The 26,644-nt window shown below is 59.9% G+C and carries 26 protein-coding genes; 17 read left to right on the top strand and 9 right to left on the bottom strand.

Going from position 1 to position 26,644, the window contains the following annotated elements:
- The first annotated feature begins 52 nt into the window (after window positions 1–52).
- From fdhD to NH234_RS02310, 3 genes are all read left to right on the top strand, one after another.
- Window positions 53–892 (top strand): formate dehydrogenase accessory sulfurtransferase FdhD, encoded by an 840-nt coding sequence (gene fdhD, locus NH234_RS02320; RefSeq protein ID WP_367255555.1) that lies wholly within the window; start codon window positions 53–55, stop codon window positions 890–892.
- On the top strand, window positions 889–3,237 hold the full coding sequence (locus NH234_RS02315) for an FdhF/YdeP family oxidoreductase (RefSeq protein ID WP_085733320.1): 2,349 nt from the start codon (window positions 889–891) through the stop codon (window positions 3,235–3,237). Before fdhD ends, NH234_RS02315 begins: the two co-directional genes overlap by 4 nt.
- A gap of 211 nt (window positions 3,238–3,448) precedes the next feature.
- Window positions 3,449–3,928 (top strand): glycine zipper domain-containing protein, encoded by a 480-nt coding sequence (locus tag NH234_RS02310; RefSeq protein WP_085712724.1) that lies wholly within the window; start codon window positions 3,449–3,451, stop codon window positions 3,926–3,928.
- 65 nt (window positions 3,929–3,993) lie between these two features.
- On the opposite strand, the gene NH234_RS02305 is transcribed toward NH234_RS02310, so the two are convergent.
- The 3 genes from NH234_RS02305 to NH234_RS02295 all read right to left on the bottom strand — a co-directional run bounded on the left by NH234_RS02305 (window position 3,994) and on the right by NH234_RS02295 (window position 7,718).
- The gene (locus NH234_RS02305; protein WP_085733321.1) at window positions 3,994–4,425 is read right to left on the bottom strand and encodes a thioesterase family protein; all 432 of its coding nucleotides are present in this window, start codon (window positions 4,423–4,425) and stop codon (window positions 3,994–3,996) included.
- A 31-nt stretch (window positions 4,426–4,456) separates the two neighbouring features.
- Window positions 4,457–5,680 (bottom strand): 3-hydroxyacyl-CoA dehydrogenase NAD-binding domain-containing protein, encoded by a 1,224-nt coding sequence (locus NH234_RS02300; RefSeq protein WP_367255554.1) that lies wholly within the window; start codon window positions 5,678–5,680, stop codon window positions 4,457–4,459.
- Between the two features lie 109 nt (window positions 5,681–5,789).
- Window positions 5,790–7,718 carry an ATP-dependent DNA helicase RecQ gene (locus NH234_RS02295; protein ID WP_367255553.1) on the bottom strand — a complete coding sequence of 643 codons (1,929 nt, stop codon included), beginning with the start codon at window positions 7,716–7,718 and terminating at the stop codon, window positions 5,790–5,792.
- Between the two features lie 234 nt (window positions 7,719–7,952).
- On the opposite strand from NH234_RS02295, the gene NH234_RS02290 reads away from it, so the two are divergent.
- Window positions 7,953–8,087 (top strand): hypothetical protein, encoded by a 135-nt coding sequence (locus tag NH234_RS02290; protein ID WP_256576048.1) that lies wholly within the window; start codon window positions 7,953–7,955, stop codon window positions 8,085–8,087.
- Window positions 8,088–8,104: 17 nt separating this feature from the next.
- Here NH234_RS02290 and NH234_RS02285 read toward each other — a convergent pair whose 3' ends face one another.
- Window positions 8,105–8,608 (bottom strand): polysaccharide deacetylase, encoded by a 504-nt coding sequence (locus tag NH234_RS02285; RefSeq protein WP_367255552.1) that lies wholly within the window; start codon window positions 8,606–8,608, stop codon window positions 8,105–8,107.
- 303 nt (window positions 8,609–8,911) lie between these two features.
- Between NH234_RS02285 and NH234_RS02280 the strand changes: the two genes are divergently transcribed.
- From NH234_RS02280 to NH234_RS02260, 5 genes are all read left to right on the top strand, one after another.
- Window positions 8,912–9,193, top strand: a complete 282-nt coding sequence (locus NH234_RS02280; protein WP_085733325.1) for a hypothetical protein — start codon at window positions 8,912–8,914, stop codon at window positions 9,191–9,193.
- Window positions 9,194–9,295: 102 nt separating this feature from the next.
- Entirely contained in the window at window positions 9,296–10,423 is a 1,128-nt protein-coding gene (locus NH234_RS02275; RefSeq protein WP_367255551.1) for a hypothetical protein, read from the top strand.
- A 343-nt stretch (window positions 10,424–10,766) separates the two neighbouring features.
- The gene (locus tag NH234_RS02270; protein ID WP_367255550.1) at window positions 10,767–11,066 is read left to right on the top strand and encodes a hypothetical protein; all 300 of its coding nucleotides are present in this window, start codon (window positions 10,767–10,769) and stop codon (window positions 11,064–11,066) included.
- A 156-nt stretch (window positions 11,067–11,222) separates the two neighbouring features.
- On the top strand, window positions 11,223–11,666 hold the full coding sequence (locus NH234_RS02265) for a hypothetical protein (protein ID WP_367255549.1): 444 nt from the start codon (window positions 11,223–11,225) through the stop codon (window positions 11,664–11,666).
- The gene (locus NH234_RS02260; RefSeq protein WP_367255548.1) at window positions 11,666–11,938 is read left to right on the top strand and encodes a type II toxin-antitoxin system RelE/ParE family toxin; all 273 of its coding nucleotides are present in this window, start codon (window positions 11,666–11,668) and stop codon (window positions 11,936–11,938) included. Before NH234_RS02265 ends, NH234_RS02260 begins: the two co-directional genes overlap by 1 nt.
- A 172-nt stretch (window positions 11,939–12,110) precedes the next feature.
- Here the strand turns inward: NH234_RS02260 and NH234_RS02255 are convergent, their stop codons facing one another.
- Window positions 12,111–13,652 (bottom strand): phosphoenolpyruvate carboxykinase, encoded by a 1,542-nt coding sequence (locus NH234_RS02255; protein WP_367255547.1) that lies wholly within the window; start codon window positions 13,650–13,652, stop codon window positions 12,111–12,113.
- Between the two features lie 181 nt (window positions 13,653–13,833).
- Window positions 13,834–14,736, bottom strand: a complete 903-nt coding sequence (gene hslO / locus NH234_RS02250) for an Hsp33 family molecular chaperone HslO (RefSeq protein ID WP_134825140.1) — start codon at window positions 14,734–14,736, stop codon at window positions 13,834–13,836.
- Between the two features lie 104 nt (window positions 14,737–14,840).
- On the opposite strand from hslO, the gene NH234_RS02245 reads away from it, so the two are divergent.
- Window positions 14,841–15,641, top strand: coding sequence for a phosphatase PAP2 family protein (locus NH234_RS02245; protein WP_085733330.1), 801 nt, complete (start codon window positions 14,841–14,843; stop codon window positions 15,639–15,641).
- A gap of 69 nt (window positions 15,642–15,710) precedes the next feature.
- Here NH234_RS02245 and NH234_RS02240 read toward each other — a convergent pair whose 3' ends face one another.
- Window positions 15,711–16,118 carry a S4 domain-containing protein gene (locus NH234_RS02240; RefSeq protein ID WP_085733331.1) on the bottom strand — a complete coding sequence of 136 codons (408 nt, stop codon included), beginning with the start codon at window positions 16,116–16,118 and terminating at the stop codon, window positions 15,711–15,713.
- 116 nt (window positions 16,119–16,234) lie between these two features.
- Here NH234_RS02240 and NH234_RS02235 point away from each other — a divergent pair, with 116 nt between their 5' ends.
- From NH234_RS02235 to rimK, 3 genes are read left to right on the top strand one after another with little or no spacing between them, the layout of a single operon-like run.
- Window positions 16,235–17,014 carry an EAL domain-containing protein gene (locus NH234_RS02235; RefSeq protein WP_367255546.1) on the top strand — a complete coding sequence of 260 codons (780 nt, stop codon included), beginning with the start codon at window positions 16,235–16,237 and terminating at the stop codon, window positions 17,012–17,014.
- A gap of 50 nt (window positions 17,015–17,064) precedes the next feature.
- On the top strand, window positions 17,065–17,511 hold the full coding sequence (locus NH234_RS02230) for an ATP-dependent zinc protease (protein ID WP_169432582.1): 447 nt from the start codon (window positions 17,065–17,067) through the stop codon (window positions 17,509–17,511).
- A complete protein-coding gene (gene rimK, locus NH234_RS02225) occupies window positions 17,508–18,413 on the top strand; it encodes a 30S ribosomal protein S6--L-glutamate ligase (protein ID WP_007949201.1) in 906 nt (301 codons plus the stop codon). The genes NH234_RS02230 and rimK overlap by 4 nt, the downstream gene beginning before the upstream one ends.
- Before the next feature lie 35 nt (window positions 18,414–18,448).
- Here the strand turns inward: rimK and NH234_RS02220 are convergent, their stop codons facing one another.
- Window positions 18,449–19,762, bottom strand: a complete 1,314-nt coding sequence (locus NH234_RS02220; RefSeq protein ID WP_085712711.1) for an ATP-binding protein — start codon at window positions 19,760–19,762, stop codon at window positions 18,449–18,451.
- 114 nt (window positions 19,763–19,876) lie between these two features.
- The gene (gene ompR, locus NH234_RS02215; protein WP_007952694.1) at window positions 19,877–20,617 is read right to left on the bottom strand and encodes a two-component system response regulator OmpR; all 741 of its coding nucleotides are present in this window, start codon (window positions 20,615–20,617) and stop codon (window positions 19,877–19,879) included.
- A gap of 360 nt (window positions 20,618–20,977) precedes the next feature.
- Between ompR and NH234_RS02210 the strand changes: the two genes are divergently transcribed.
- From NH234_RS02210 to tauA, 4 genes are all read left to right on the top strand, one after another.
- Window positions 20,978–23,302 carry a Tex family protein gene (locus NH234_RS02210; RefSeq protein ID WP_085733333.1) on the top strand — a complete coding sequence of 775 codons (2,325 nt, stop codon included), beginning with the start codon at window positions 20,978–20,980 and terminating at the stop codon, window positions 23,300–23,302.
- Window positions 23,302–23,685 (top strand): PaaI family thioesterase, encoded by a 384-nt coding sequence (locus NH234_RS02205; RefSeq protein ID WP_085733334.1) that lies wholly within the window; start codon window positions 23,302–23,304, stop codon window positions 23,683–23,685. The genes NH234_RS02210 and NH234_RS02205 overlap by 1 nt, the downstream gene beginning before the upstream one ends.
- Window positions 23,686–23,900: 215 nt before the next feature.
- A complete protein-coding gene (gene gshA, locus NH234_RS02200; RefSeq protein WP_085712708.1) occupies window positions 23,901–25,484 on the top strand; it encodes a glutamate--cysteine ligase in 1,584 nt (527 codons plus the stop codon).
- 174 nt (window positions 25,485–25,658) lie between these two features.
- On the top strand, window positions 25,659–26,636 hold the full coding sequence (gene tauA / locus NH234_RS02195) for a taurine ABC transporter substrate-binding protein (RefSeq protein WP_085733335.1): 978 nt from the start codon (window positions 25,659–25,661) through the stop codon (window positions 26,634–26,636).
- Window positions 26,637–26,644: the final 8 nt, after the last annotated feature.

Here is a 26,644-nt window from a genome sequence, read left to right as displayed (position 1 = left end):
GCGACAAGTTGCCGCGCCTAGTCTTAACGTTGATCAATCCGTCGGTGATGCCATGAACGCCAAGCGCCCGGCCTGCGCGGCGCCTGCACTCGAAACGCCCGCGCCCGCCGCCAGTCAGACCTACAGCTACAGCGACCTGCCCCTGGCGGAGTCGGCCAGCACCGCGCTGGCCGAGGAAGTCGCCTTGGCGATCGCCTACAACGGCATCAGCCAGGCCGTGATGCTGGTGACGCCAACCGACCTCGAAGACTTCATCGTCGGCTTCAGCCTGGGCAGCGGCATCATCGAAGACGCCTCAGACATCTATGACCTGCAACTGACCGGTTCGGGCTCGGCGCAATACGCCCAGGTGACTATCGCCAATCGCGCCTTCTGGAACCTCAAGCAGCAACGTCGGCAACTGGCCGGCACCAGCGGTTGCGGTTTGTGCGGTGTGGAGGCGGTGGAACAGGCGTTACCCGATCTCAAGGACCTGCCCGGCGCGCCTTTGCCGCCGGTCGAATGGCTCGACGGTCTGCGCCAGCGCATCGGCGCGTTCCAGCCGCTCGGCCAGCATTGCGGCGCGGTGCACGCGGCGGTGTTCATGAATGCCAGCGGTGAATTGCTGCTGGGTCGTGAAGACATCGGCCGGCACAACGCTCTCGACAAACTGATCGGCGGCCTGATCCGGCAAAAGATATCCACAACCGGAGGCCTGGCGATTGTCACCAGCCGCTGCAGTCTCGAATTGATCCAGAAAGTCCTGCGCGCCGGGATCCAGACCCTCGTCAGTCTGTCCGCGCCCACCGGCCTCGCCGTTCAATGGGCCCGTCGCCACAACCTCAATCTCATCCACCTGCCGCAGAAAAATGCGCCGCGGGTGTATAGCCCAGAAATGGAGAAACACCCGTGAGCCAACACCATCAAGCCGACCAGAAACCCGTCCCGCGCTACAAACCCTACAAGGGCCCAGCCGGCGGCTGGGGCGCACTGATCAGCGTGGCCCAGGCCTGGTTGACCAGCGACAACGCGCTGAAAAACCTGCGCATGATGCTCAAGACCAACCAGAACGGCGGCTTCGATTGCCCGGGCTGCGCCTGGGGCGATTCGCCGGAAAGCGGCATGGTCAAGTTCTGCGAGAACGGCGCCAAAGCGGTCAACTGGGAAGCAACCAAACGTCGAGTCGATGGCAAGTTCTTCGCCAAACACAGCGTCACCTCGTTGCTGGAGCAGAGCGACTACTGGCTCGAATATCAGGGCCGTCTGACCGAGCCGGTGGTGTATGACGCCGAAACCGACCGCTACAAGCCCATCAGCTGGGACGATGCGTACGCGCTGATCGGCAAACACCTGCAAGCGTTGTCGAGCCCGGACCAGGCCGAGTTCTACACCTCGGGGCGCGCCAGCAACGAAGCGGCGTATCTGTATCAGCTGTTCGTTCGCGCTTTCGGCACCAACAACTTCCCCGACTGCTCGAACATGTGCCACGAGGCCAGCGGCGTAGCGCTCGCGCAAAGCGTCGGTGTCGGCAAAGGCACCGTGACCTTCGACGACTTCGAACACGCCGATGCGATTTTCGTCTGGGGCCAGAACCCCGGCACCAACCATCCACGCATGCTTGAACCGCTGCGCGAAGCGGTGAAACGCGGTGCTCAGGTGGTCTGCATCAACCCGCTGAAAGAGCGCGGCCTGGAACGTTTCCAGCACCCGCAGCACCCGATCGAAATGCTCACCAACGGCGACAAGCCAACCAACACCGCTTACTTCCGCCCGGCATTGGGCGGCGACATGGCGGTGCTGCGCGGCATGGCCAAGTTCCTGCTGCAGTGGGAACGCGATGCGCAAAAGGCCGGTGCGCCGGCGGTGTTCGATCACGACTTCCTCAATGAACACAGCGTCAACGTGCTGGAATACCTCGGTGTCGTCGATGACACGCCGTGGGAGCAGATCGTCGCGCAGTCCGGCCTGCCCCTGGTCGAGATCGAGCAAGCGGCGCGCATGTACGCCAAAGGCAAGAACGTGATCATGTGCTGGGCGATGGGCATCACCCAGCACCGCCACTCGGTGCCGACCATCCAGGAAATCGCCAACCTGATGCTGCTGCGCGGCAACATCGGCAAGCCCGGCGCCGGTCTGTGTCCGGTGCGCGGTCACAGTAACGTGCAGGGCGACCGCACCATGGGCATCAACGAGCGTCCGCCGGTGGCGTTCCTCGATTCTCTGGAGCGTCGCTTCCAGTTCAAGGTGCCGCGCCACAACGGGCACAACGTGGTCGAAGCGATTCACGCGATGGCCGAAGGCCGCGCCAAAGTGTTCATCGGTCTGGGCGGCAACTTCGCCCAGGCCACGCCGGACAGCCCGCGCACCTTCCAGGCCCTGCGCAACTGCGACCTGACCGTGCAGATCAGCACCAAGCTCAACCGCAGCCACCTCGCCCACGGCAAGGACGCATTGATCCTGCCGTGCCTGGGCCGTACCGACATCGACATCCAGACCGAAGGCCCGCAGGCCGTCACCGTGGAAGACTCGTTCAGCATGGTGCACGCCTCCAACGGTCAGTTGCAGCCGCTGTCGAACCAGATGCGCTCGGAGCCGTCGATCATCGCCGGCATCGCCGCCGCCACACTGGGCAGCAAACCGGTGGACTGGAACTGGCTGGTGGCCGACTACCGGCGCATCCGCGAACTGATCGCCGACACCATCCCGGGCTTCAAGGATTTCAACGAGAAGGTCAAGAACCCGGGCGGCTTCTACCTCGGCAACAGCGCCGGCGCGCGCAAGTGGAACACCACATCGGGGCGGGCCAACTTCAAACCGAACATGCTGCCAAAAGACCTGATCCACGAACGCACCCGCGCCACCGGCAAACTGCCGGACCTGATCCTGCAATCGATGCGCTCTCACGATCAGTACAACACCACGATCTATGGTCTCGACGACCGTTATCGCGGGGTGAAGGGACAGCGTGACGTGCTGTTTGCCAACGAAGCGGACATCATTCGTCTGGGCTTCAAACCGGGGCAGAAGGCTGACATCGTGTCGCTGTGGGACGATGGCCGTGAGCGTCGGGTGAAGGGCTTCACGCTGCTGGCGTTCGATATTCCGGCGGGTCAGGCAGCTGCCTACTATCCAGAGGTGAATCCGCTGGTGCCGCTGGAAAGCACCGGGGACGGCAGCCATACGCCGACGTCGAAATTCATCGCGATCCGATTGGAAGCGGCGAGTGAGTCAGGGTTGATCATGGCCAAGTCGGCCTGATACAAAACTTTTCTGCGCCCACAAAAAAAGGCCGCTTTTGCATAAAAGCGGCCTTTGTGAAGTAGCTAAAGACCGGCCAAAATCGGTTAAGTTCCATCCAAAAATCAGTAACTTGCATAATTGTATACAGGTCGTGTTATTCGTCGGATTTCGATTGTCAGCCTTGTTACACAGCCTCAGGATCGCGCCGTCATCCCTTTGAGGCTCCTCTATGAAGTTCTCCCAGATTCTCTTGTTGTCCCTTGGCCTGGTCAGTGGCTTCGCTTCTGCCGGAGGCACCACCGAAGCAGGTGTGGGCGGCGCATTGGGCGGGGTTCTTGGCTCGGTCGTCGGTCAGTCTTTAGGCGGCAGCACAGGTTCAACCATTGGCGCGGCCCTGGGCGGCGCGGGTGGTAGTGCGGTGGGCGCCAACAAACACAGCCGTGGCGAAGCGGCCATTGGCGGTGCGTTGGGCGCAGCCGGCGGTAACGTGGTTGGCCGCAGCATGGGCGGCACCACTGGCAGCCTGATCGGCGCCGCAGCAGGTGGCGGTGCCGGTGGCGCGTTGGGTAACTACATGGGCAACGAAAGCAATCGCGAAGACCGTCGTTATGATCGCGGCCGTGATGATCGTCGCTACTATCGTGACTACCACCATGGTCGCGGCCATGCCTACGGCCATCGCAAGCATCACCGCTACTACCGCGACTGAGGCTTGACCTCATTGCCGGTACAGCCAGATCGCAGCTCCCCCGAGCTGCGATTTTTTTTTGCCTGTCAGACCGCCAGCCGTTCCAGCGCCCCGCGCAAACCGGCCGGAATCGCCACCGGCTGGTTCGACGCCCGATCAACGAACACATGCACGAAACGCCCGGCCGCACAGGCTTCACTTTCATCAGCCTTGAACACCGCCAGCTCGTACTGCACCGAACTGTTACCCAGCTTGCCAACCCGCAGACCGATCTCGATCCGGTCTGGAAACGCAATCGAGGCGAAGTAATCGCAGGACGAACTCACCACAAACCCCACCACCTCGCCGTCGTGAATATCCAGGCCACCGACCTGAATCAGGTAGGTGTTCACGGCCGTGTCGAAAAAGCTGTAGTAGGTGACGTTGTTGACGTGACCGTAGGCATCGTTGTCATGCCAGCGCGTAGTGATCGGCTGGAAATGCGGGTAATCGGTGCGTTGCGGCATCGGGTTGGACATCAGTGTCGATTCCTTGAGTGATCGGGCCAGTCTAAAGGTAAAAACCTTTTCCTCGCGCTGCCAGCTCACCAATCAATTGCGCTGGCCGCCACTGATCACCCTGCCGGGTCTCCAGCGCCAGCAACCGCTTGTGAATGTCTGCCAGCCCCTGGTCGTCCGCCCAGGCCATCGGCCCGCCCCTCTCCGCCGGGAAACCGTAGCCATTCAGGTAGACCTGATCGATGTCATGGGCCGATTCGGCAATCCCTTCCTGCAGGATTTTCGCGCCCTCGTTGACCAACGCCAGAAGGCAACGCTCAAGGATCTCCTCGGAGCCGATGTCACGGCGATGAAACCCCAGACTTTCGCTGACGCTCAACACCAGCGCATCCACCTCGGGGTCATGCTCGGCCTGACGACTGTCCGGTTCGTAGTGGTAATAGCCGTTACCGGACTTCTGTCCGAAGCGCCCCAGCTCGCACAAGCGGTTATCCACTTGAACCTCTGGCGCTTCCTGGCCCTTGCCGGCGAGCTCACGGGCACGCCACTCCAGGTCGATGCCAACCACGTCGTACATGCGAAACGGCCCCATGGCAAAACCGAAGCCCTGCAACGTCGCGTCTATCTGCTGTGGCCAGGCCCCTTCGAGCAGCATCTTGCGCGCCTCGAGCACGTAAGGATGAAGCATGCGGTTGCCGATAAATCCGTGACAGTTGCCTGACACCACACTGACCTTGCCCATACGCTTGCCCAGTTCGAGCGCCGCTTCCAGCACGGCTGGCGAGGTTCGCGCACCACGGACGATTTCCAGCAATTTCATGATGTGCGCCGGACTGAAGAAATGCAGGCCCAACACCTGAGTCGGGCGTCGTGTCGCGGCGGCAATTGCATCGATGTCCAGCGCCGAGGTATTGCTCGCCAGCAGTGCCTCCGGCTTCAGCAAGCCATCGAGCTCACGGAAGATCTTCTGCTTGAGCTCGAGATTCTCGTACACCGCTTCGATCACCAGATCGACATTGCGGATCGCCACATAATCCGCCGCCGCGCTGACCCGGACGATTCGCGCATCGGCCTCGACCTGATCGATACGCCCCTGACGCACGTTGTGCGCATAGGTATCGGCCACCGCCTTCAGCGCCTGCTCAAGCATCTGCGGATTGTTATCGACCCATTGCACTGACACGCCGGCGTTGGCCAGGCACATGACAATGCCGCGGCCCATGGTGCCGGCGCCGATCACGGCGGCCTGGCGGATTTCGAAGGATGTCTGGCTCATGTTGTTCTCTTGTTGGAGATCCAAAGACAGCCTTCACCATAGACAGCCACCGGGCTTTTTTGAAGTTTATTGCCGTGATGATCGACATTCAGCAGATGGATTCACCGCTTCAGAGATGCGCCTGAGCCCAGGCCCGCACGTCCGCGTAGGAATACTCCTCCAGCGCCGCATACCCGGAAATGGTCCGTGCCTTTAGCTTGGTGAACAGCGGCACGCTGATCCCGCACAGAAAGCGCGTCAGCCGCTCCGCCGAAGGCGCACTGCCGGTCTGTTGCTCGTGCCTGTGGATAAAGTCGCTGCACAACGCCGGAAAACTTTTATCCACAAGCGCCGGCAGTTCCGGAGGCGCCGGCAACCGGGCAATCTGCCCGTGACACACCGAGCAATGCCCGCACTGCTCGGGGGCGTTGTGATCACCGAAGTATTCGGCCAGTCGATAGCCCAGGCATCGCTCGGTGGCGAACAATTCGAGCATCGCGTGAATCCGCGCCACTTCGGCCTGTTCGTGACGGGAGAAGTATTCATGCAACTCGCTACTCAAGACCTGGCTGTCGAAGGCACTGTGAAGAACGTTGTAGACCTCGGTCATCTGTTTGCTTTCCAGCTCGACCCAGCCCTTTTCCTGGAAGTAATCCAGCGCCTTCACCACGCGGTTGCGCTCGGCCGAATACTGCGAATACATCGCCTCGAAATTCACCGTGGCCCAGGTCCGTGCGCGGCTCGAAGTCTGGATGATCGCTGCGACGAAATCCCTGCGCTCGCCCTCGAAACGCTCAAGCAACGCCTCGGGTTCCAGCAGGTATTTGAAACGATATTCGGCGTAGTACGCGTAGCGCGGGGCAATCAGCCCTCGCAGCTCCAGTTGCACCAGCAACGTCTTCAACGGCAGCGCACGGATATTGCTCTGATCCGCCAGCGGCCCGAGCAAAAACTCCCACTGACCTTCAGGCGCAGCGGCCTGCAACTCGTCCAGCACGTGGCGAATGCCATCGCGCTCCGGCGTGTCGCCGTAGACGAAGTTTTCCAGCACATTGAGGCTGTCGCGGTTGGCCAGCACCAGGCAGTCGGAGGGTTGCCCGTCTCGCCCGGCACGGCCGATTTCCTGACTGTAGTTTTCGATGGATTTGGGCAGGTCGAAATGCACCACGTTGCGGATGTCGCTTTTGTCGATGCCCATGCCGAACGCGATGGTGGCGACGATGCAATTGGACTGCCCGCCCATGAAGCGCTTCTGGATCGCTTCCCGTTGTTCGTGGGGCAGCCCGGCATGGTACGCCTCGGCCTGGATGCCATTGCGCCCCAGATGCTCGGCGAGGTGTTCGGCGGTTTTCTGCTGGGTGACGTAGACGATGCTCGGCTGGCCCGTTCGCTCGGCCATCCACTGCACCAGCCGTCGACGCTTGTCCTCGCCGCGCACCGGCTCCACCAGCAGGTTGAGGTTGGGTCGATAGAAACCGGTTGTCACTACGTCTTCGGCGGCGATGGCGAACTTCGCCTGCATGTCGGCAATGACTTTCGGCGTTGCGGTGGCAGTCAGCAGCAGGGTCTGCGGGATGTTGAACTGGCGCTGGTAGTCCGGCAGCTTGAGATAGTCGGGCCGGAAGTTGTGGCCCCATTCGGAGATGCAGTGCGCCTCATCCACCACCAGCAGCGAGATCGGCACCTGCTGCAAAAAATTTCGAAAGCGCTCGTTTTTCAGACGCTCAACGGAAATCATCAGGATCTTCAGTTCGCCCGAACGGGCGCGGGCCATCACATTATTGGCGTCTTCGCGGCTTTGTGCCGAGTCGATGCTCCCCGCCGAAATGCCGTGGCGCCGCAAGAACTCAAGCTGGTCCTGCATCAGCGCCAGCAACGGCGAGACCACCAGCGTCAGGTGTGGCAGCAGGAGAGCCGGCATCTGGTAGCAAATGGACTTTCCCGACCCGGTGGGAAAGATCGCCGCCGCCGAGCGCCCGGCCAGCACGGCGCTGATTGCCGCTTCCTGACCGGGTCGAAATTGTGGATAACCGAAAACCTGTTCCAGGGTGTTGTGCATTCGCTGTCACTCCGTTGACCGCTGTGATGCCAACAGCCTAGCGGGCGATCGCAGCGAGTCGAGAATAGGTCGGGGGGCAAATCGATACGGGATGATACAGCGTCGGCAGCTCCGCCACGGGATCAAACAAATGAAACACTTTGTTCATCGCAGCGTGAATCGACCTGAGGGTAATGTCCGTCACGCATAGAGCCAGGATGGCCGATGCCCATGGATTTTTATCAAGGAGTGAACATGTCGAAACCTTTGAAACTGCCCCTCGCCCTGATCTTTGCATTCCTGCTGCTGGGTGGATGTACGCCCTCTCCCGACAACTTCCCCCCGCCCTGGGCTTGCGCCGCGACAACGGGTGAAACCCTTTCGGCCTGAACACCCGCAAAGCATCGTCAGGGCCGCAAGACAGCCACCCGCAGTTGCTCATCCAGTACCCGCTCATGCACGTCCAGGCTTTTGCTTGCCCATTGTGCATGGGCAGGGCTGATATCACCGGTGAATGCCGCCGCCAGTTGGCGCAGATCGGCGACGCTGCGCACCCGTGGGCAAAACGCTTGTTCATCACAATTCTGGCTGGCATTACGGTAAGTGCTGAGCAAGCGATCCCACAGACCGTCGCGCACTTGCCGGATCGACTTGAGCTGCATTTGCTGCACACCCAGTCGTTGTTTGAGTCCCGTTTCGTTCAGCGCTTCGCTGGCCAACAAGGCCTTACCGAAGATCAGCACCTCAGCGCGGGAGGCCGTATCGATGTTGTCCTGAGTGGTGAGCGCGTCCGGCCAGCCACTGCGCTCCAGATTGGCAAGCGCCAGCCCATTGCCTGTGTCGGAAGCCACCGCCAAACGACAACCACTGGCCCACAGCAAAATGATCGAGGCCATTCGTAGCCACTGCATACCTAATTCCCTTTAAGCGTGTGTCGGACGTCTGGAAACGCCCTACGGATTCTGGCGCGCACCATACAGAGGTTTAACGGGAATCGCCCGACAAACACGCGGGAAATTTCGCTGATCAGGGTTTGGCTGTGAAAAAGCTTGAAAAACGCGTAGGGCAAATGCCCGAACCCCGGAAAAACCCCTACGAATTCTGTCCATCGTGGCTGTCTTGTTCCGCTCGAGGGCGCCCTTCTATAGTGGCCGGCGCGACTGAAAGCACTGTGTCGGCCCGCTAACGCGACTTCGTAAAGGACTCACCCGATCATGAACCCGTTCAAACCGCTAAACACCCGATACCGCGCACTCACGACCAGCTATAACGAAACGCCCGTGCTGGTCATTGATACCGAGGCGAGTCACCGCGATCTCCTCGACGCCGCCGATCAGCGACTGCGTGCAGCCAACAACCTGCTGGAAACTCTTTACTGCCTGTGTTTCAAACAGGCCGATGTGAAAGACATCCCCAACATCGTCAATGCGCTTTATTTATTGACGCAGGACGGCTGTGACCTGCTGGAAGTTGCCAGGCAACGAATAAATAATTGACGCCACCCGCCAAACTTACAAAGTTCGCAACAACCCGTCTCTTCCATGACTGCAAAGTTCAGAACTAGTCTGTTTGCTCTTTCATCAACCAAGAGCAACAACATGACTACGCTGACTATTTTCTTTTGCGGTACAGGTTCCACAAAGTTTGATAATGCCCACGAAAATTATTGGGATGGCGAACTCGTTTCCACACTCGCCTCCCACCACGCCGGTCGCGAGTTTGCCGAATGGATCGTGGTCGATGGCCCCGGCACCAGCAACCTGCAAGCCGATGACCTGTTCACCAAATCCAAGGACTATGGCCTCAGCGGAACCCTGTTCGGCAAGGGCTGGGAGGAAAACGTCCAGCACGCGATGAACATCATCAAAGGCAAATGCGACTGGCAGCGCGAGCAGTTGACCGAAGCGGAATACAACCGCCTCAAGGCTGCCGGCATTCCGATTGAAGATGTAAAGATCGAGGGTTCCTGGCTATGGCGCAAATATAACTATGGCGAGCGCAGCGTCACGCAACAGAAGTTACAAGAGCAAATCATTAAAACCTTCCGCAAGGACGGTGTTATTCCAACAAAGGTCAATCTGGTGGGCTGGAGCCGTGGCGGCATTAGTTGCCATATGCTGGCCAATGCCATGTTCAATGACAGTGCGCTGAAAAACATTCCAGTCAATATCTTTGCCATTGATCCTGTGCCCGGTATCGGTAACTTTCAGGAACACCGGGTAAAGCTCAATTACAACGTCAAAGAATACGTGGGCTTTTATGCTCGGGACGAACGTTCCAAGGGTTTCAGCTGCGTCATTCCGCAAACCGCGACCGGCACCAAAACCAGCATTTTCCCCATGCCAGGTCGTCACGCCACCCTGGTCGGCAATGCTTCGGCCGATGGTGTCAGTGGTCCGAAGGTTGTGGCCGAACCGGGCCTGATCGTCCGCCACTTTGCCGAGACCTGCCTGAAACGCTGGGGCACCGTGCTCGACAAGAACCTCAACCTTACTGACGCCGACCTTCGAAACCACACCGCCGCCATCGTCAACGCGGCAGCGAAATACAAAGCCATGGAGAAGTGCTCCTACACCTGGTTCACCGAACTGGATCAAGGTGAACGCTACGTGTCGCTGGGCAGCAAAGGCGTCCCGTTCTCGACAGTGAAAGGCACGATCTACACCCCGGCGACCGGGCTGACGACGAGTGTGCTGGATGTTGAGGGGTATCGGGCGATTCGTTGAAAACCATGATTGATCTGTAAGAACGGCCTGCCCGAATCTGCATCCCGTTCCTACACGCAGCGGCGCCTTGTCTTCTATCGGCGCCGGTGGGTCGAAACCTATAGTTGTGACTGTCGCTGCCCAATCAGCGATTCAGGTTTGGTCACCTGAAAAACAGAGATAACTGATGCATGCCCTTGTATGCTGCCGACCTCTTTCTGTCGGCACGCTATATGGCGGGCTGTGTTTGGGACGCTTCGGCGTACCGGGTTATCTCTGCCGGTTTGACCAACTTGAACACAGTCCGCCTCCACCGCTTGGTCACGGTAGCAGCGGTTCATCGATGCCTACAGAGATAGAAAAAATGAAATCATGGAACGAGCTCCACTCCGATCGCTACCGTCCACTCGACTCCAACCTCACCGACACCAAGCCCCTGGTCATCGACACCGATGCCAACCCACAAGACATCCTCGAATGCGCCGTCCAGCGTCTGCGTGCTTCCAGCCACCTGCTGCAAACCCTCTACTGTCTCTGCTTCAAACACGCCGACGTCGAAGACATCCCGCACATCACCCACGCGCTCTACCTGTTGACCAAAGACGGCTGTGACCTGCTGCAAGTCGACCAGCAGAAAATGCTCAGCTGGAAAGCCCCGGCCTGACGAACTTCGGGCAGGCGTGTTCATGGCTAGAACTGCCTGCCTCTATCTAGAACACTGACGCTGGCATTTCCGGCGCAAAACTTAAGGACCTGAATTTTGCAAACTATTATTGATTGCGTACGATGGGAGCCATTGTTCAACCAAGGGCTTGCTTTCATGACCACTGAAACCATTGATCACAGCACTCTCACGCGACTGTTTGAGAACGGTTCGATCAGTAGCGCACATATCGTCGCCAGGCCCGGTGGCTGGTCGATTCAAGTTCAGCAAGGAAGCAAAGAGTATTCACTGGCAGCACAACGCAGTGGCCAGGTGCGGCTGTTCAAGCGGTTCGAAACACTGGTGACCTACCTGCAAGGAGTGGGTATCAATCACTTCGATGTGGACGCCTCCAGTTATGATCCTCTTCAAATAAAAACCTATGCTCGCCCTGATCGCGCCGAAGCGATGAAGCAAGCTCATGAAGCCGCTGCATATGAAGAATGGGTCAAACAACAGGTACAAATCAGCATTGATGACCCAAGGCCCAGCGTCAGCAATGAAAACGCTCGCAGGATATTTGCCGCCAAGCGGGATGCCCTGCGTCAGCGAGTACGTTGATGAGGTTGGTCTGGCGCCAAAAGGCGCTGGATGACCGAGACAACATCATGGAGCGTATCGGACAGGAAAATCCCGTTGCAGCGATTGAACTCGATGAGGTTTTCGAACTGAAAGGAGAAAGCGCTCGCAAGCACCCTGCCATATACCGAAAAGGTATCGCGGAAGGCACCCGCGAAATCGTCGTCACCCCAAACTACGTCATCATCTACACAATCAAAGTTGATGTTGTGGAAGTGCTGCGAGTGCTGCATACCAGACGGCAATGGCCATGATGGCTGGAGAAAAAATGCTTAGGAGTTTGCGGATCCTTAAGTAGCATTATTCTGGCTGCTTAGCACGGACTCTGCGGGAATAATGGCAGTTGATCTGACAACGAAGTCCAACCGATCACCCACAAAAAAGCCGCCCTCAAGAGGCGGCTTTTTCATTCACCAGAACTAAGTCTTACAAATTAGGCCCGGCAGCCTTGATCGCGTCGCTCACGTCGAACTTCTTGAAGTTCTCGATGAACAGACCGGCCAGTGCTTTGGCAGCTTCGTCGTATGCAGCCTTGTCAGCCCAGGTGTTGCGCGGGTTGAGCAGGTTGGTTTCGACGCCCGGTACGGCCAGTGGCACGTCCAGGTTGATGGTGTCCAGGTGTTCGGTTTCGGCACCGACCAGGGCACCGCTCTGGATCGCAGCGATCACGGCGCGGGTGGTCGGGATGTTGAAGCGTTTGCCGACGCCGTAGCCACCGCCGGTCCAGCCGGTGTTGACCAGGTAGACCTTGGAGCCGAAGCCCTTGATGCGCTTGATCAGCAGCTCGGCGTATTCACCCGCCGGGCGCGGGAAGAACGGTGCGCCGAAGCAGGTGGAGAAGGTCGACTTGATGCCGCTGCCCGAACCCATTTCAGTCGAGCCCACCAGTGCGGTGTAGCCGGACAGGAAGTGGTAGGCCGCCTGCTCGTTGTTCAGGATCGACACGGGCGGCAGTACGCCGGTCAGGTCGCAAGTCAGGAAGATCACAGCGTTCGGCTCGCCGCCCAGGTTCTTCTCGGAACGCTTGGCAACGTGCTCCAGCGGGTAGGCTGCGCGGCTGTTCTGGGTCAGGCTGACATCGGCGTAGTCCGCGTGCTTGGCATCGTCGATCACGACGTTTTCCAGCACGGCGCCGTGCTTGATGGCTTTCCAGATGACCGGCTCGTTCTTCTCGGACAAGTCGATGCACTTGGCGTAGCAGCCGCCTTCGATGTTGAAGACAACGCCTTCACCCCAGCCGTGTTCGTCGTCACCGATCAGGTAACGGCTTTCGTCGGCCGACAGGGTGGTCTTGCCGGTGCCGGACAGACCGAAGAACAGGGTCACGTCACCTGCTTCGCCGATGTTGGCAGCGCAGTGCATTGGCAACACGTCGGAAGCCGGCAGCAGGAAGTTCTGCACCGAGAACATGGCTTTCTTCATTTCACCGGCGTAACGCATGCCGGCGATCAGCACTTTTTTCTGGGCGAAGTTGAGGATCACGCAACCGTCGGAGTTGGTGCCGTCACGCTCAGGCACGCACTCGAAGTTGGCCACGTTCAGCACTTGCCACTCTTCACGACCGGCCGGGTTGTACTGGGCCGGGTTGATGAACAGGCAACGACCGAACAGGTTCTGCCAGGCAGTCTGAGTGGTCATCTTCACGGCCAGGTAGTGATCTTCGGCCGCGCCTACATGCACGTGGGAAACGAAATGCTCTTGCGCGTTGTTGAACGCCTCGACACGAGCCCACAGCGCGTCGAACTTGTCGGCCGGGAACTTGCGGTTGATCGGGCCCCAAGCGATAGCGTCCTGGGTGGAAGGCTCTTCAACGATGAAACGGTCGACTGGCGAACGGCCGGTACGGTGACCGGTGCGAACAACCAGAGCGCCGGTATCGGCAAGCTCGCCTTCACCGCGTTTCAGGGCTTCTTTTACCAGATCATCAACACTCAGATCGGTGTACACGGCGTTATTGGCTTGCGTCATGAGATTCCCCGTCGGCCAGTGGCCGAGTGTGCTCCAAACGTTTTGTAGTAGAAAGTCGTGCACTACTACCGCGAAAAAAGTGGGCCGGATTATGCCAGAAAAGCCCAAAAAGAGTAGGGTCCTCCCGTCGTAACGGCGTTATTCCGTCGTTGAGCAGTGAATTTACCTGCGCTGAACCGTTTTAGTGCCGGGTATCTGACGGCGTCTCGACGCCCGCGCCAGCGAACAATTGAGCGATATCCGCCGCATCGAACAGGTAGCGTTGGTTACAGAACTGGCAATCGATCTCGACGCTGCCACCCTGCTCGGCCACCAATTGCTGCGCATCTTCCAGACCCAGGCTGACCAATGCATTGCCCGAACGCTCGCGGGAGCAACTGCAGTGGAAACGCAATTTCTGCACATCGAACAGACGAACCTGCTCTTCATGGTAGAGGCGATGCAGAACCGTTTCGTTGTCCAGGCTCAACAGTTCATCAGCGGTCAGGGTGTTGCCCAGCGCGGTGATGTGCTGCCAGCTGGCGGCGCGTTCATCTTCATCTTTCAGGCGATCGGCCGGCAGTTGCTGCAGCAGCAGGCCACGGGCGCGACGGCCATCGGCACACAGCTTGAAGCGGGTGCCGACCTGCTGGGACATGACGAAGTAGTTGGTGAAGCAATCGGACAGGGTTTCGCCGTCGAGGTCGACGATACCCTGATAACGCTGGCCTACGGTCGGGTCGATCGTCAGGGCCAGAACGCCGTTGGGCATCAGGTCGGCGAGGGTTGCGTCAGGGGCGATCAGGTCCGCCTCATAACGGGCCAGGCCACGAATTTCGCGCTCGCTGGAGCACTCGATCATCAGCAGCGGAATCGGGCCTTCGGAGCGTGCCTGAAGAATCAGCAAGCCATCGAATTTCAGGGTGCCCACCAGCAGCGACGCGGCAGCCATGAATTCGCCCAGCAATTGCGCAACCGGCTCCGGATACGGGTGCTTGGCGAGCACTTCGGCGTAGCTGCGTTCCAGCGACACCAGTTCGCCGCGCGTGTCGCTGTCATCGAAGATGAAGCGTTGGGTGTAATCGGTATCGAGGAAATCGGTCATAGGTCTAGGTATCTGATTTTAATGACAAAAAGGTTACAAAGAATGAAAATCCCGCGCTTCTGGCATCCATTTTGATGCCTATGTTCAGCCACGGGAGGCATTTTATGAACAATCCGGGTTTGTTCCAATCAAGGTGGAACCTCGGCCGGCTGGTTCTGTGCAATGCAGTGCCATTGGCACTACTGGCTTTCTGGTTATGGCCTACAGGCCAGATGCTGTGTGTGGTTTTCGACGAGTGGCTGTTCCGCTCACTCAATACTCCGCTGGCCAGCAACCCCATATGGCTCCACATCTGGGCAATTGCAAGTCTGCGCCCGTTCGACGTTGTCGTCGGACTGATTCTGCTGACGCTGCTGATCAAGGGCGACTGGGTCTTCAAGGCGATTGACGTACGTCGCGCGTTCTTCGGATTTTTCTCGATCCTGCTGCTGATGGTGGTGATCCGCGCGCTGTTTTCCAAATTTGCCGACCACATGGGCTGGCAGCACAATAGCCCCTCCATGGTGCTCGAAGGCGCCGTCCATATGAGCGACTATTTCCCGCATCTGGAGAAGACCTTTGAGCTGAAGGATCGCTCGAGCCAGAGTTTTCCCGGTGACCATGCTTCGGTGCTGCTGATCTGGGCGCTGTTCATGGGCGTTTTCAGTCGCTCAGCCGGCCAGTTCCTGACAGTCTGGGGCCTGGCGCTGCTGTTCATGCTGCCGCGGCTGGTGGCCGGCGCGCACTGGGGCCAGGACGATTACATCGGTGGCCTGCTGCTGGCGGTGTGGGCGCTGGGTTGGGGTTACTACACGCCGTTTGCCTATCACGCGGCGAACTTCTGGCTGAAGGTCACGGCGCCAATCTTTGGGCTGCTGGGCAAGTTGCCGGTGGTTTCGCGGATGACTGTCGTGTCCGCACGATAATCGACGACCGCTGAAAAAAATCGCAGCCATTGACGAGTCTTGAGTCAGGACCGGCAGGCTGCGTTTTTTTTATTCTCCGCCACTGTTCCCACGAAATTTAAACAGATCCCGGCGCTGCTTCTTGCTCGGTTTGCCATCTGTGGTTACGCCCAAGGCGCCCGCCTTGCGCATCGCCGCAGCCGCCTCGCGCTTGGCGACACTGGCTTCGGTTTCCGCATACAGCGTCTGCGCTTCCGGCGCGCCACGACGCACGATCGACAGGGCTTGCACCACAACGGTCTTTTCATCGAAGCCGGTGCGAATCTCGAATTCATCGCCGATGCGTGGCTCTTTGCCAGGCTTGCAGCGCTCTCCCCGACAATGCACCTTGCCGCTTTCAATGGCGGCTTTGGCCAAGGCCCGTGTTTTATAAAAACGCGCAGCCCACAACCATTTATCGAGACGGACCTTGTCGTCCTCTTCCTGTTTTTGCGCCATATGAATTCCTCGTTCAGCCAGTAGTCGGAACTGTACTACCGATTCTGTCGGGCGCAAGAACCCGGCCCTCCAGATAAACTGTGATCTTCGCCGGTTCACCGGCATGGAGTGATCGAGTGACCAAATTTCCGTCTTCATTGACCTCGCCCAAACCGGGCTGTCTGGGCTGCCAGCAAAGCGAGCCGCTGGGCTTCGACTTTTCCTTCGCTTATCAGCCCATCGTGGATCTGCGTGACGAGTCGGTATACGCCTACGAGGCACTGGTTCGTGGTGCGGCCGGTGAAGGCGCACTCACCGTGCTGGACCAGATTACAGAAGATAACCGCTACCGTTTCGACCAACTCTGCCGGACTCGCGCCATCGAAGGCGCGGCCGCGCTTAATATGCAGACACACTTGTCGATCAACTTCATGCCCAACGCCGTCTATCGTCCAGAGTTATGCATTCGCAGCACCCTGGAGGCCGCCAGGAAACACAATTTCCCGATCGACCGGCTGATTTTCGAAACACTGGAAAGCGAGCACGTAGATAACTATCGCCATTTGACCAATATTCTGCGTGAATACCGCGAATTCGGCTTCAAGACGGCCATCGACGATTTCGGCGCCGGTTATTCGGGGCTCAATCTGCTGGCCGATTTCCAGCCGGACCTGATCAAACTCGACATGGCGCTGATTCGCGATATCGACCGTGACCGTGTTCGTCAGGCTATCGTTCGGGGGATTGTCACAATCTGTGCGGAGTTGGACGTTACAGTCATCGCCGAAGGCATAGAAAGCGCTGGTGAACGGGATTTCCTGGCGGACTGCGGAATATTTCTGATGCAGGGATTCTGGTTCGCCAAGCCTGCATTCAAAGCGTTAGCTCAGGTTTCCCCTGGAGCGTGGGCGCATTAATTGTTGGTTTTTTTCCATTGAAGACATTTGACCATTTGACCGTTGTCGGTCTGCGCGAGTGGGTGGCGCTCCCGGACTTGGGAGTCGCGGGCCTTCGGGCGAAAATCGATACCGGTGCCAGCACCTCCAGCCTGCACGCCACCGACATCGAGCCGTTCGAACGGGACGGCGAGAAATGGGTGCGCTTCACCGCGCACCTGGGCACGGTGGTGCAGTTGCGCCACCGGCGTTGCGAAGCGCCGCTGGTCACCCGCAAGACCATCAAGAGTTCCAACGGCCAGGCCCAGGTGCGCTACGTGATCAGCACCACCCTGGCCCTCGGTGATCGGGTCTGGCCGGTCGAGTTCACCCTCGCCTGCCGCAAGTCCATGCGCTATCGCCTGTTGTTAGGTTCCAAAGCCCTGATCGACGGCCAACTGGTGGTCAATCCGGGCATCAAGTATGTACAAGACAAGCCGGTGTTCCCGGTATCTACCTCCTCCACAGGTGTTGCATGAAGATCGCTGTGCTGTCGCGCAATCCGCGTCTGTATTCCACCCGCCGTCTGGTCGAAGCCGGAACCGAACGCGGGCATGAAATGGTAGTGATCGACACCTTGCGCGCCTACATGAACATCGCCAGCCACAAGCCGCAGATCCACTATCGCGGCAAACCGCTGGAAGGTTTCGATGCGGTGATCCCGCGGATCGGCGCATCGGTGACGTTCTATGGCTGCGCAGTGCTGCGCCAGTTCGAAATGATGGGGGTGTTTCCGCTCAACGAATCGGTGGCCATCGCCCGTTCCCGGGACAAGCTGCGTTCGCTGCAATTGCTGTCACGCCGGGGTATCGGCCTGCCGGTGACCGGGTTCGCCCACTCGCCGGACGACATTCCCGACCTGATCGACATGGTCAACGGCGCGCCGCTGGTGATCAAGGTGCTGGAAGGTACTCAGGGCATTGGTGTGGTGCTGTGCGAAACCGCGACGGCGGCGGAGTCGGTGATCGAGGCGTTCATGGGCCTGAAGCAGAACATCATGGTGCAGGAATACATCAAGGAAGCCGGCGGCGCGGACATTCGCTGCTTCGTGGTCGGTGACAAGGTGATCGCGGCGATGAAGCGTCAGGCCAAGCCCGGGGAATTCCGCTCCAACCTGCACCGGGGCGGCAGCGCCAGCCTGATCAAGATCACCCCGGAAGAACGCATGACCGCGTTGCGCGCTGCCAAGGTCATGGGGCTGGCGGTGGCGGGTGTCGATATTCTGCGTTCCAACCACGGGCCGCTGGTGATGGAAGTGAACTCGTCACCGGGTCTGGAAGGGATCGAAACCACCACGGGCAAGAACGTGGCGGGGATCATCATCGAGCACCTTGAGAAGAATGGCGGACCGAACATGACCCGCACAAAAGGCAAGGGTTGAACCTTGAATCAGGCGGCCGCAAGGCCGCCTGAAACTTAAACCGCGTCCCGCGGCAGCATCAATCCCAGCGGCAAGCGCACCCGCGCCTCCAGCCCGCCCCCGGAGCGGTTGCGCAACTCGACATTGCCACCGTGCATCGAAGCAATCCGCTTCACAATCGCCAGCCCCAGCCCGGTGCCCTTCCCGCCCCGCGCCCGGTCGCCGCGGGTGAACGGGTTGAAGATCGCTTCAAGCTCGGAAGGATCAATCCCCGCCCCACGGTCCATCACACTCAGCACCACGTACGGCGCGCTGGTGTCACCGGACACATAGGCCGCAACGTCCACACTGCCGCCGGCATGATTCAACGCATTGCCGATCAGGTTGTTCAGCAGACGTTTCATCGACACCCGGCGCAGCGGGAACGGCTGGATCGGCTCCAGGCGCAAACGCACTTTCTCTTCACTCTGGTTGTACGGCGCCGCGACTTCACGCACCAGATCGCTCAGATCCACTTCTTCCACGGATTCGTCCCGACCATCGCGAATGAACGCGAGGAACTGGTCGAGGATCGCGTCCATGTCTTCGATATCACGCACCATATCGTCGGTCAGGTCGGTGCGGTCGCCCATCAATTCCAGTGACAATCGCAATCGGGTCAGCGGCGTCCGCAGGTCATGGGAAACCCCGGCGAGCATCAGTTCTCGTTCACGACCAGCCTGTTCGACGTCTTCAGCCATCTGGTTGAAGGCGCGATAAACTTCGGTCATTTCGCTGGGTGTATCGCTGATCGGCAGGCGCACGCTACGGCCCTGACCGAGCTGCCGCGCGGCATACACCAGACGCTTCAATGGCTGGTTAAGCTGGCTGACGAAAATCCAGGCCGACGCAGTCGAGAGCAGACCGATGGCGAGGAACCAGCCGAGCACGTTCCAGATTTTCTGGCCGCGCAACGGATGCGGGTACAACGGCACCTTCAACCACCCGTCACCCAGGCTCGGAGCGCGCACCCACAACGCCGGCGGCGAATGCATGCGCAGTCGAACCTCGGTGTCCGCACCCAGTTCCGCCTGCATCTGCCGCTGGTAGATTTCGCTGTACGGCCAGTGCTGTTCGCCTTCCGGCACACCGGCACCGACCACCCGTATCAGGGTCGCGGCATCGGCGATCTTCGCGCGGTTCTCTTCATCGGCGGCCCAATAGGCACGCAGCGTCAGGGCGACGCCGTGGCTGTATTGGCGATCCACCAGCACATCCTCGTTCATCAACAGATAAACCAGGGTCAGTGCCTTGGAGAACAATACGACGATGAGCACCAGCCAGAGGGTGCGGGAGAAGAAGCTTTGGGGGAACCAGACAGGGGTTTTCATGGATAACCGCTACGCACTTGCAGGAACGAGCAATGCTCGCATATTGCGGATAGCGAGTCTGCGGAGCCGGCACTTTCGACCGTTGCCCGCAGACCCGCTCCTACAAATCACCCGTCACTTGGTGGAGTTGCCATCCGGCACGAACACATAACCCACGCCCCAGACAGTCTGGATATAGCGCGGTTTGGACGGATCGGGTTCGATCATCCGGCGCAGACGGGAAATCTGCACGTCGATGGAACGCTCCAGGGCATCCCACTCCCGGCCACGGGCCAGGTTCATCAGCTTGTCGCGGGTCAGCGGCTGACGGGCGTTCATCACCAGGGCCTTGAGTACCGCAAACTCACCGGTGGTGAGCATGTGCACTTCATCGCCGCGCTTGAGTTCGCGGGTGGCCAGGGACAGTACGTAGTCGCCGAACGTGACGTTTTCTTCTTCACTGCCTGGCGCGCCCGGCACCGGTGCGGCCTGACGGCGCAGCACGGCTTTGACGCGAGCCATCAGCTCGTCCGGGTTGAACGGCTTGGCCAGGTAATCGTCGGCGCCCAGTTCCAGCCCCTTGATCCGGCTCAGTTCGTCGCCCTTGGCGGTGAGCATGATGATCGGGATCTGATTGTTCGCGCCACGCAGACGACGGCAAGCGGTCAGGCCGTCTTCGCCCGGCAGCATCAGGTCGAGAACGACCAGGTTGAACACTTCACGGGACAGCAGACGATCCATCTGCTCGGTGTTCGGTACGGCGCGGGCACGGTAGCCCTTGCTGACGAAGAAGCGTTCCAGCAGGCTGCTCAGCCCCGGATCGTCGTCAACAATAAGAATTTTTTCGCCTTCAGCAGTTTGTGCAGTGCTGCTCATTGGATACTCCTTTTAGCTCGGCGCGCATTATGGCGTAGCTGCCGTTATACGCACCGTGTGCATTGTTAGCAGATTTTTCCTTCACTGCCAGAAAACCGGGGCTTGAGCCTACAGACCGCGTCGCCCCCGAATGACAGAACGCCGGTTATAATGCGCGGCCTTTTGTGCCAGGCAACGTCTGAATCGTTACCGCAGGTGGCCGTCCTTTATTTTCCGGGTCGCCGCAGTAATTGTTCGATTTCACGGGTCAATGGGATGCCTGTTGACCCAGGCAGCGGCAAGCGTCAGGCCGCCCCACCAGACTCCGGGCCCTTATTTATGCGCCTGCGAGCCTGCTTTCACAATTTGTCAGGTGGTTTTATGGACAGCATCAACAGCCGCATCGCCGAGGAACTCGGCGTACGCCCGCAACAGGTCGAAGCGGCCGTCGCGCTACTCGATGAAGGCTCTACCGTTCCCTTCATCGCCCGTTACCGGAAAGAAGTGACCGGCAGCCTCGATGACACTCAGCTACGTCATCTGGAAGAGCGTCTGCGCTACCTGCGAGAACTCGACGAACGGCGCATCAGCATTCTTTCCAGCATCCAGGAGCAGGGCAAACTCACCCCTGAGCTGGAGCGCGAAATCAAACTCGCCGACACCAAGACCCGCCTAGAAGACTTGTACCTGCCGTACAAGCAGAAACGCCGTACCAAGGGCCAGATCGCCCTGGAAGCCGGCCTCGGCGAGCTGGCCGACGGTCTGTTCAACGACCCGAGCCTGGCCCCGGAAACCGAAGCCGCACGCTTCATCAACGCCGAAAAAGGCGTGGCCGACGCCAAGGCAGCGCTGGAAGGCGCCAAGTACATCCTCATGGAGCGCTTCGCCGAAGACGCCAACCTGCTGGACAAACTGCGCAACTATTTGAAGCAGGAAGCCACCCTCAGCGCCCGCGTCATCGCCGGCAAGGAAGAGGAAGGCGCCAAGTTCCGCGACTACTTCGAACACGACGAACCACTGAAAAGCATGCCGTCGCACCGCGCGCTGGCGATTTTCCGTGGCCGCAACGAAGGCATTCTCAGCTCCGCACTCAAAGTCGGTGAGGAACTGCCGGGCACCCTGCACCCGTGCGAAGGCATGATCGGCCAGCACGTCGGCATCCAGAACCAGAACCGTCCGGCCGACAAATGGCTGGGTGAAGTGGTGCGCTGGACCTGGAAGGTCAAGCTCTACACCCACCTGGAAACCGACCTGCTGGGCGAGCTGCGCGACGGCGCCGAAACCGAGGCGATCAACGTATTTGCCCACAATCTGCACGACCTGTTGCTGGCCGCCCCAGCCGGCCCGCGCGCCACTCTGGGCCTCGACCCGGGCCTGCGTACCGGCTGCAAGGTCGCGGTGGTCGACTCCACCGGCAAGCTGCTGGATCACGCCACGGTTTATCCGCACGTGCCGCACAACAAGTGGGATCAGACCATCGCCATCCTGGCCGCCCTGTGCGCCAAGCACTCAGTCGACCTTATCGCCATCGGCAACGGCACCGCCAGCCGTGAAACCGACAAACTGGCCATCGAACTGATCAAAAAATATCCAGCAATGAAAATGACCAAGGTCATGGTCTCCGAAGCCGGCGCATCGGTGTACTCGGCATCGGAACTGGCGGCCAAGGAATTCCCGGATCTGGACGTATCGATCCGTGGCGCCGTGTCCATCGCCCGTCGCTTGCAGGATCCACTGGCCGAACTGGTGAAGATCGATCCGAAATCCATCGGTGTCGGCCAGTACCAGCACGACGTGTCGCAGCTGAAACTGGCGCGCGGCCTGGACGCCGTGGTCGAGGACTGCGTGAACGCCGTGGGTGTGGACGTGAACACCGCGTCCGTGGCGCTGCTGGCGCGGATCTCCGGCCTCAACGCGACCCTGGCGCAGAACATCGTGACTCACCGTGACGAGCACGGCGCGTTCAAGACCCGTGCAGCGCTGAAGAAAGTTGCTCGTCTGGGCGAGAAAACCTTTGAACAGGCCGCCGGCTTCCTGCGCGTGATGAACGGCGACAACCCGCTGGACTCCTCGGCCGTTCACCCGGAAGCCTATCCGCTGGTGCAACGCATCGCCGCTGAAACCGACCGCGACATCCGCTCGCTGATCGGCGACGCCGCGTTCCTCAAGCGCCTGGATCCGAAGAAGTTCACCGACGAGACCTTCGGTCTGCCCACCGTCACCGACATCCTGCAGGAACTGGAAAAACCGGGTCGCGACCCACGTCCGGAGTTCAAGACCGCCGAATTCCAGGAAGGCGTCGAGGACCTGAAAGACCTGCAACTGGGGATGATCCTCGAAGGCGTGGTGACCAACGTGACCGCGTTCGGCGCGTTCGTCGACATCGGCGTGCATCAGGATGGTCTGGTACACATCTCGGCGCTGTCGGAGAAATTCATCAAGGATCCGCGCGAAGCCGTGAAAGCCGGTGACGTGGTGAAAGTGAAGGTCATGGAAGTCGACATCCCGCGTAAACGCGTCGGCCTGTCGATGCGCATGAGCGACACTCCGGGCGAGAAAATCGACGGCGCCCGTGGCTCGCGCCCGGGCTCGGCGCCACGCCAGTCGCAGGGTTCGGCTCCGCGCAAGGAAAGCACCCCGGCGGCTCCAGCCAATAACGCGATGGCGTCGCTGTTCGCCAACGCCAAGCAGTTGAAGAAACGCTGATGGAGATTCCGGCCGGGCTCGTCGAGAGCGCGTTTTTCAAGCTGTTGGGCTGCCGCCTGCACAGCCTGGAAACCGGGGTGGCACAGGTCGCCCTGGCGCTGGAACCGGAACTGCGCAACCGTGGCGGCAAGCTGCACGGCGGCGCGCTGTTCAGTCTGGTCGATATCGCCATGGGGCTGGCCTGTTCCAGCACCCACGGCTTTGACCAGCAGAGTGCGACGATCGAGTGCAAGATCAACTACATCCGCGCCGTCTCCGAAGGCGAGGTGATGTGCACGGCGCGGGTGATCCACCCGGGCCGGCGCACGCTGGTGGTCGAAGCCGACGTGATGCAGGGCGACAAACTGGTCGCAAAAGCACAAGGCACGTTCGCTGTCCTGTAGATGTTGTTCATCATTTTGAGTTAATTTCGGCGCTGTGATCGCAGCGTCGGAGTTTTCCTCGCCCGCGTCTGCCAGATTCAGGGACTGAAGTTGGCGTTTCCAATGGGGCTTTCATGGCCCGAAAAACCAGGCGAAAACGCCAGTTTCAACTTCACCCTTGTAGACCGTCCTGCCCACCCCCATATTGGGGCGACTGACGCGTGAAGGAATCCAAATTGAGCGAACTTCTCAACCGCCGCCTGGCTCTGCTCGGTGAGCGCGCCAACCTCTCTCTGCTCGAACAGTGCCTGCACGGCATCGAACGTGAATGCCTGCGCGTGACCGGCGAGGGTCGACTGGCGCAAACGCCGCACCCCGAAAGCCTGGGTTCCGCGCTGACCAACGAACAGATCACGACCGACTATTCCGAGTCGCTGCTGGAGTTCATCACGCCTGCCCTGCCAGACCCGGCCGACACGCTGGCGAGCCTGGACAAGATTCATCGCTTTGCCTACAGCAAACTCGGCAACGAGTACCTGTGGAGTCCATCGATGCCGTGCCCGTTGCCGGCCGAGGAAGACATCCCGATCGCCTATTACGGCACCTCCAACATCGGTCAGCTCAAGTACGTCTACCGCAAGGGCCTGGCCCTGCGTTACGGCAAGACCATGCAGTGCATTGCCGGGATTCACTACAACTTCTCCCTGCCGGAAAAACTCTGGCCGCTGCTGAAAGAAGCCGAAGGCTTCGTCGGCACCGACCGGGATTTCCAGTCGTCGTCCTATATCGCGCTGATCCGCAACTTCCGCCGCTACAGCTGGCTGCTGATGTATCTGTTCGGTGCTTCGCCAGCGCTGGACGCGGGGTTCCTGCGCGGCCGTTCGCATCAGCTGGAACAGCTGGATCCGGACACCCTGTACCTGCCCTACGCCACCAGCCTGCGCATGAGCGACCTTGGTTACCAGAGCAACGCCCAGGCCGGCCTGACGCCGTGTTACAACGACCTGGCAAGCTACACCGACAGCCTGCGCAAGGCTGTGGCCACGCCGTACGCGCCGTACGTCGAAGTCGGGACGCACCAGGATGGCGAGTGGGTGCAACTGAACACCAACATCCTGCAAATCGAAAACGAGTACTACTCGAACATCCGCCCGAAACGCGTGACCTACACCGGCGAGCGGCCGATCCAGGCCTTGATGGCCCGTGGCATCCAGTACGTCGAAGTGCGCTGCCTGGACATCAACCCGTTCCTGCCGATGGGCATCGACCTCACCGAGTCGCGCTTCCTCGACGCGTTCCTGCTGTACTGCGCGCTGAACGACAGCCCGCTGCTGACCAACATCAGCTGCGGCAACGCCACCTCCAACTTCCTCAGCGTGGTCAAGGAAGGTCGTCGCCCAGGCCTGCAATTGCAGCGCGACGGCCAACCGGTCGACATGAAGGAATGGGCGGCAGAGCTGCTGGAAAAAATCGCTCCGCTGGCGGCGCTGCTGGATCAAAGCCATGGCGGCGATGCTCACAGCAAGGCACTCGACGCACAACTGGCCAAGGTCAAGGATTCGTCCCTGACCCCGTCGGCCCAGGTGTTGGCAGCGATGGCCGAGCACAAGGAAAGCTTCGCGCAATTCTCCCTGCGCCAGAGCCAGGCCCACGCCGAGTTCTTCCGCAGCGAGCCATTGGCGGCTGACGAACAGGCGAAGTTCGAAGAGCTGGCACGGTCATCGCTGGCGCAACAGGCTGAACTGGAGCAGAACGAGGTGGGGGATTTCGACGTGTTTGTCGGGTCGTATCAGGCAAGTATTCTGGCGATCAGCAACTGACACCTCCTCCTCTGATCGTTCCCACGTCGAACCGTCCACGTGGGAACGATCACGTTCTCTCCCTTAGATTTTTCCGCTCATAAGCTAAGTCTAAAAAGTTATTTATTTTTAGTTTCTTAGATCATTTAGTCTCCTTTCACGCCGATCCTCGGTCGCCTGATATGGAGCTCTTCAATGAAACTGAATGTCCCGCTTCGCCTGCTGGCCGTGGCCTCTCTGGCCGCTGCGAGTTTCCTGGCCCAGGCCGCCGACCTCACCGTCGCCTACCAGACCACCGTCGACCCGGCAAAAGTCGCCCAGGCCGACGGCGCCTACGAGAAAGCCACCAAGGCCGACATCAGCTGGCGCAAGTTCGACAACGGCGCGGACGTCATCTCGGCCATCGCGTCCGGCGACGTGCAGATCGGCTACCTCGGTTCCAGCCCGCTGACCGCTGCCGTCACCCGCAAAGTCCCGGTGGAAACCTTCCTCATCGCCACCCAGATCGGCGCCGCCGAAGCGCTGGTCGCCCGCGACGGCTCCGGCATCAAGACGCCGCAGGATCTGGTCGGCAAGAAAATCGCCGTGCCGTTCGTGTCCACCGGGCACTACAGCCTGCTGGCCGCGCTCAAGCACTGGAACATCGATCCTTCGAAAGTCACCGTCCTCAACCTCGCCCCGCCAGCGATCATTGCCGCGTGGAAACGCGGTGACATCGATGCCACTTACGTTTGGGATCCGGCGCTGGGCGTGGCCAAGGAAAACGGCAAAGTGCTGATCACCTCCGGCGAACTGGCCAAGTTCGGCGCGCCGACTTTCGATGCGTGGATCGTGCGCAAGGACTTCGCCGAGAAGCATCCGGAAATCGTCACTGCATTCGCCAAGGTCACCCTCGACGCCTACGCCGACTACCGCAAGGATCCGAAAGCCTGGATCGCCAATAAGAGCAACGTCGACAAACTGGTGAAACTGTCCGGCGCCAAGGCCAGCGACATTCCATTGCTGCTGCAAGGCAACGTCTACCCGCTGGCGGCGGATCAGGTCAGTGACCTCGGCGCGCCGACCACCAAAGCCATCACCGACACCGCTGCGTTCCTCAAGGAGCAAGGCAAGGTCGAAGCGGTACTGCCGGACTACGCGCCGTACGTCACCCCCAAGTACATCACCAACTGATCGGGAGT

Source organism: Pseudomonas sp. stari2 (assembly GCF_040760005.1).
Lineage (GTDB): Bacteria > Pseudomonadota > Gammaproteobacteria > Pseudomonadales > Pseudomonadaceae > Aquipseudomonas.
Note: the sequence above shows the minus strand (reverse complement) of the source record. Positions and strands in the feature narration are given on the sequence as shown.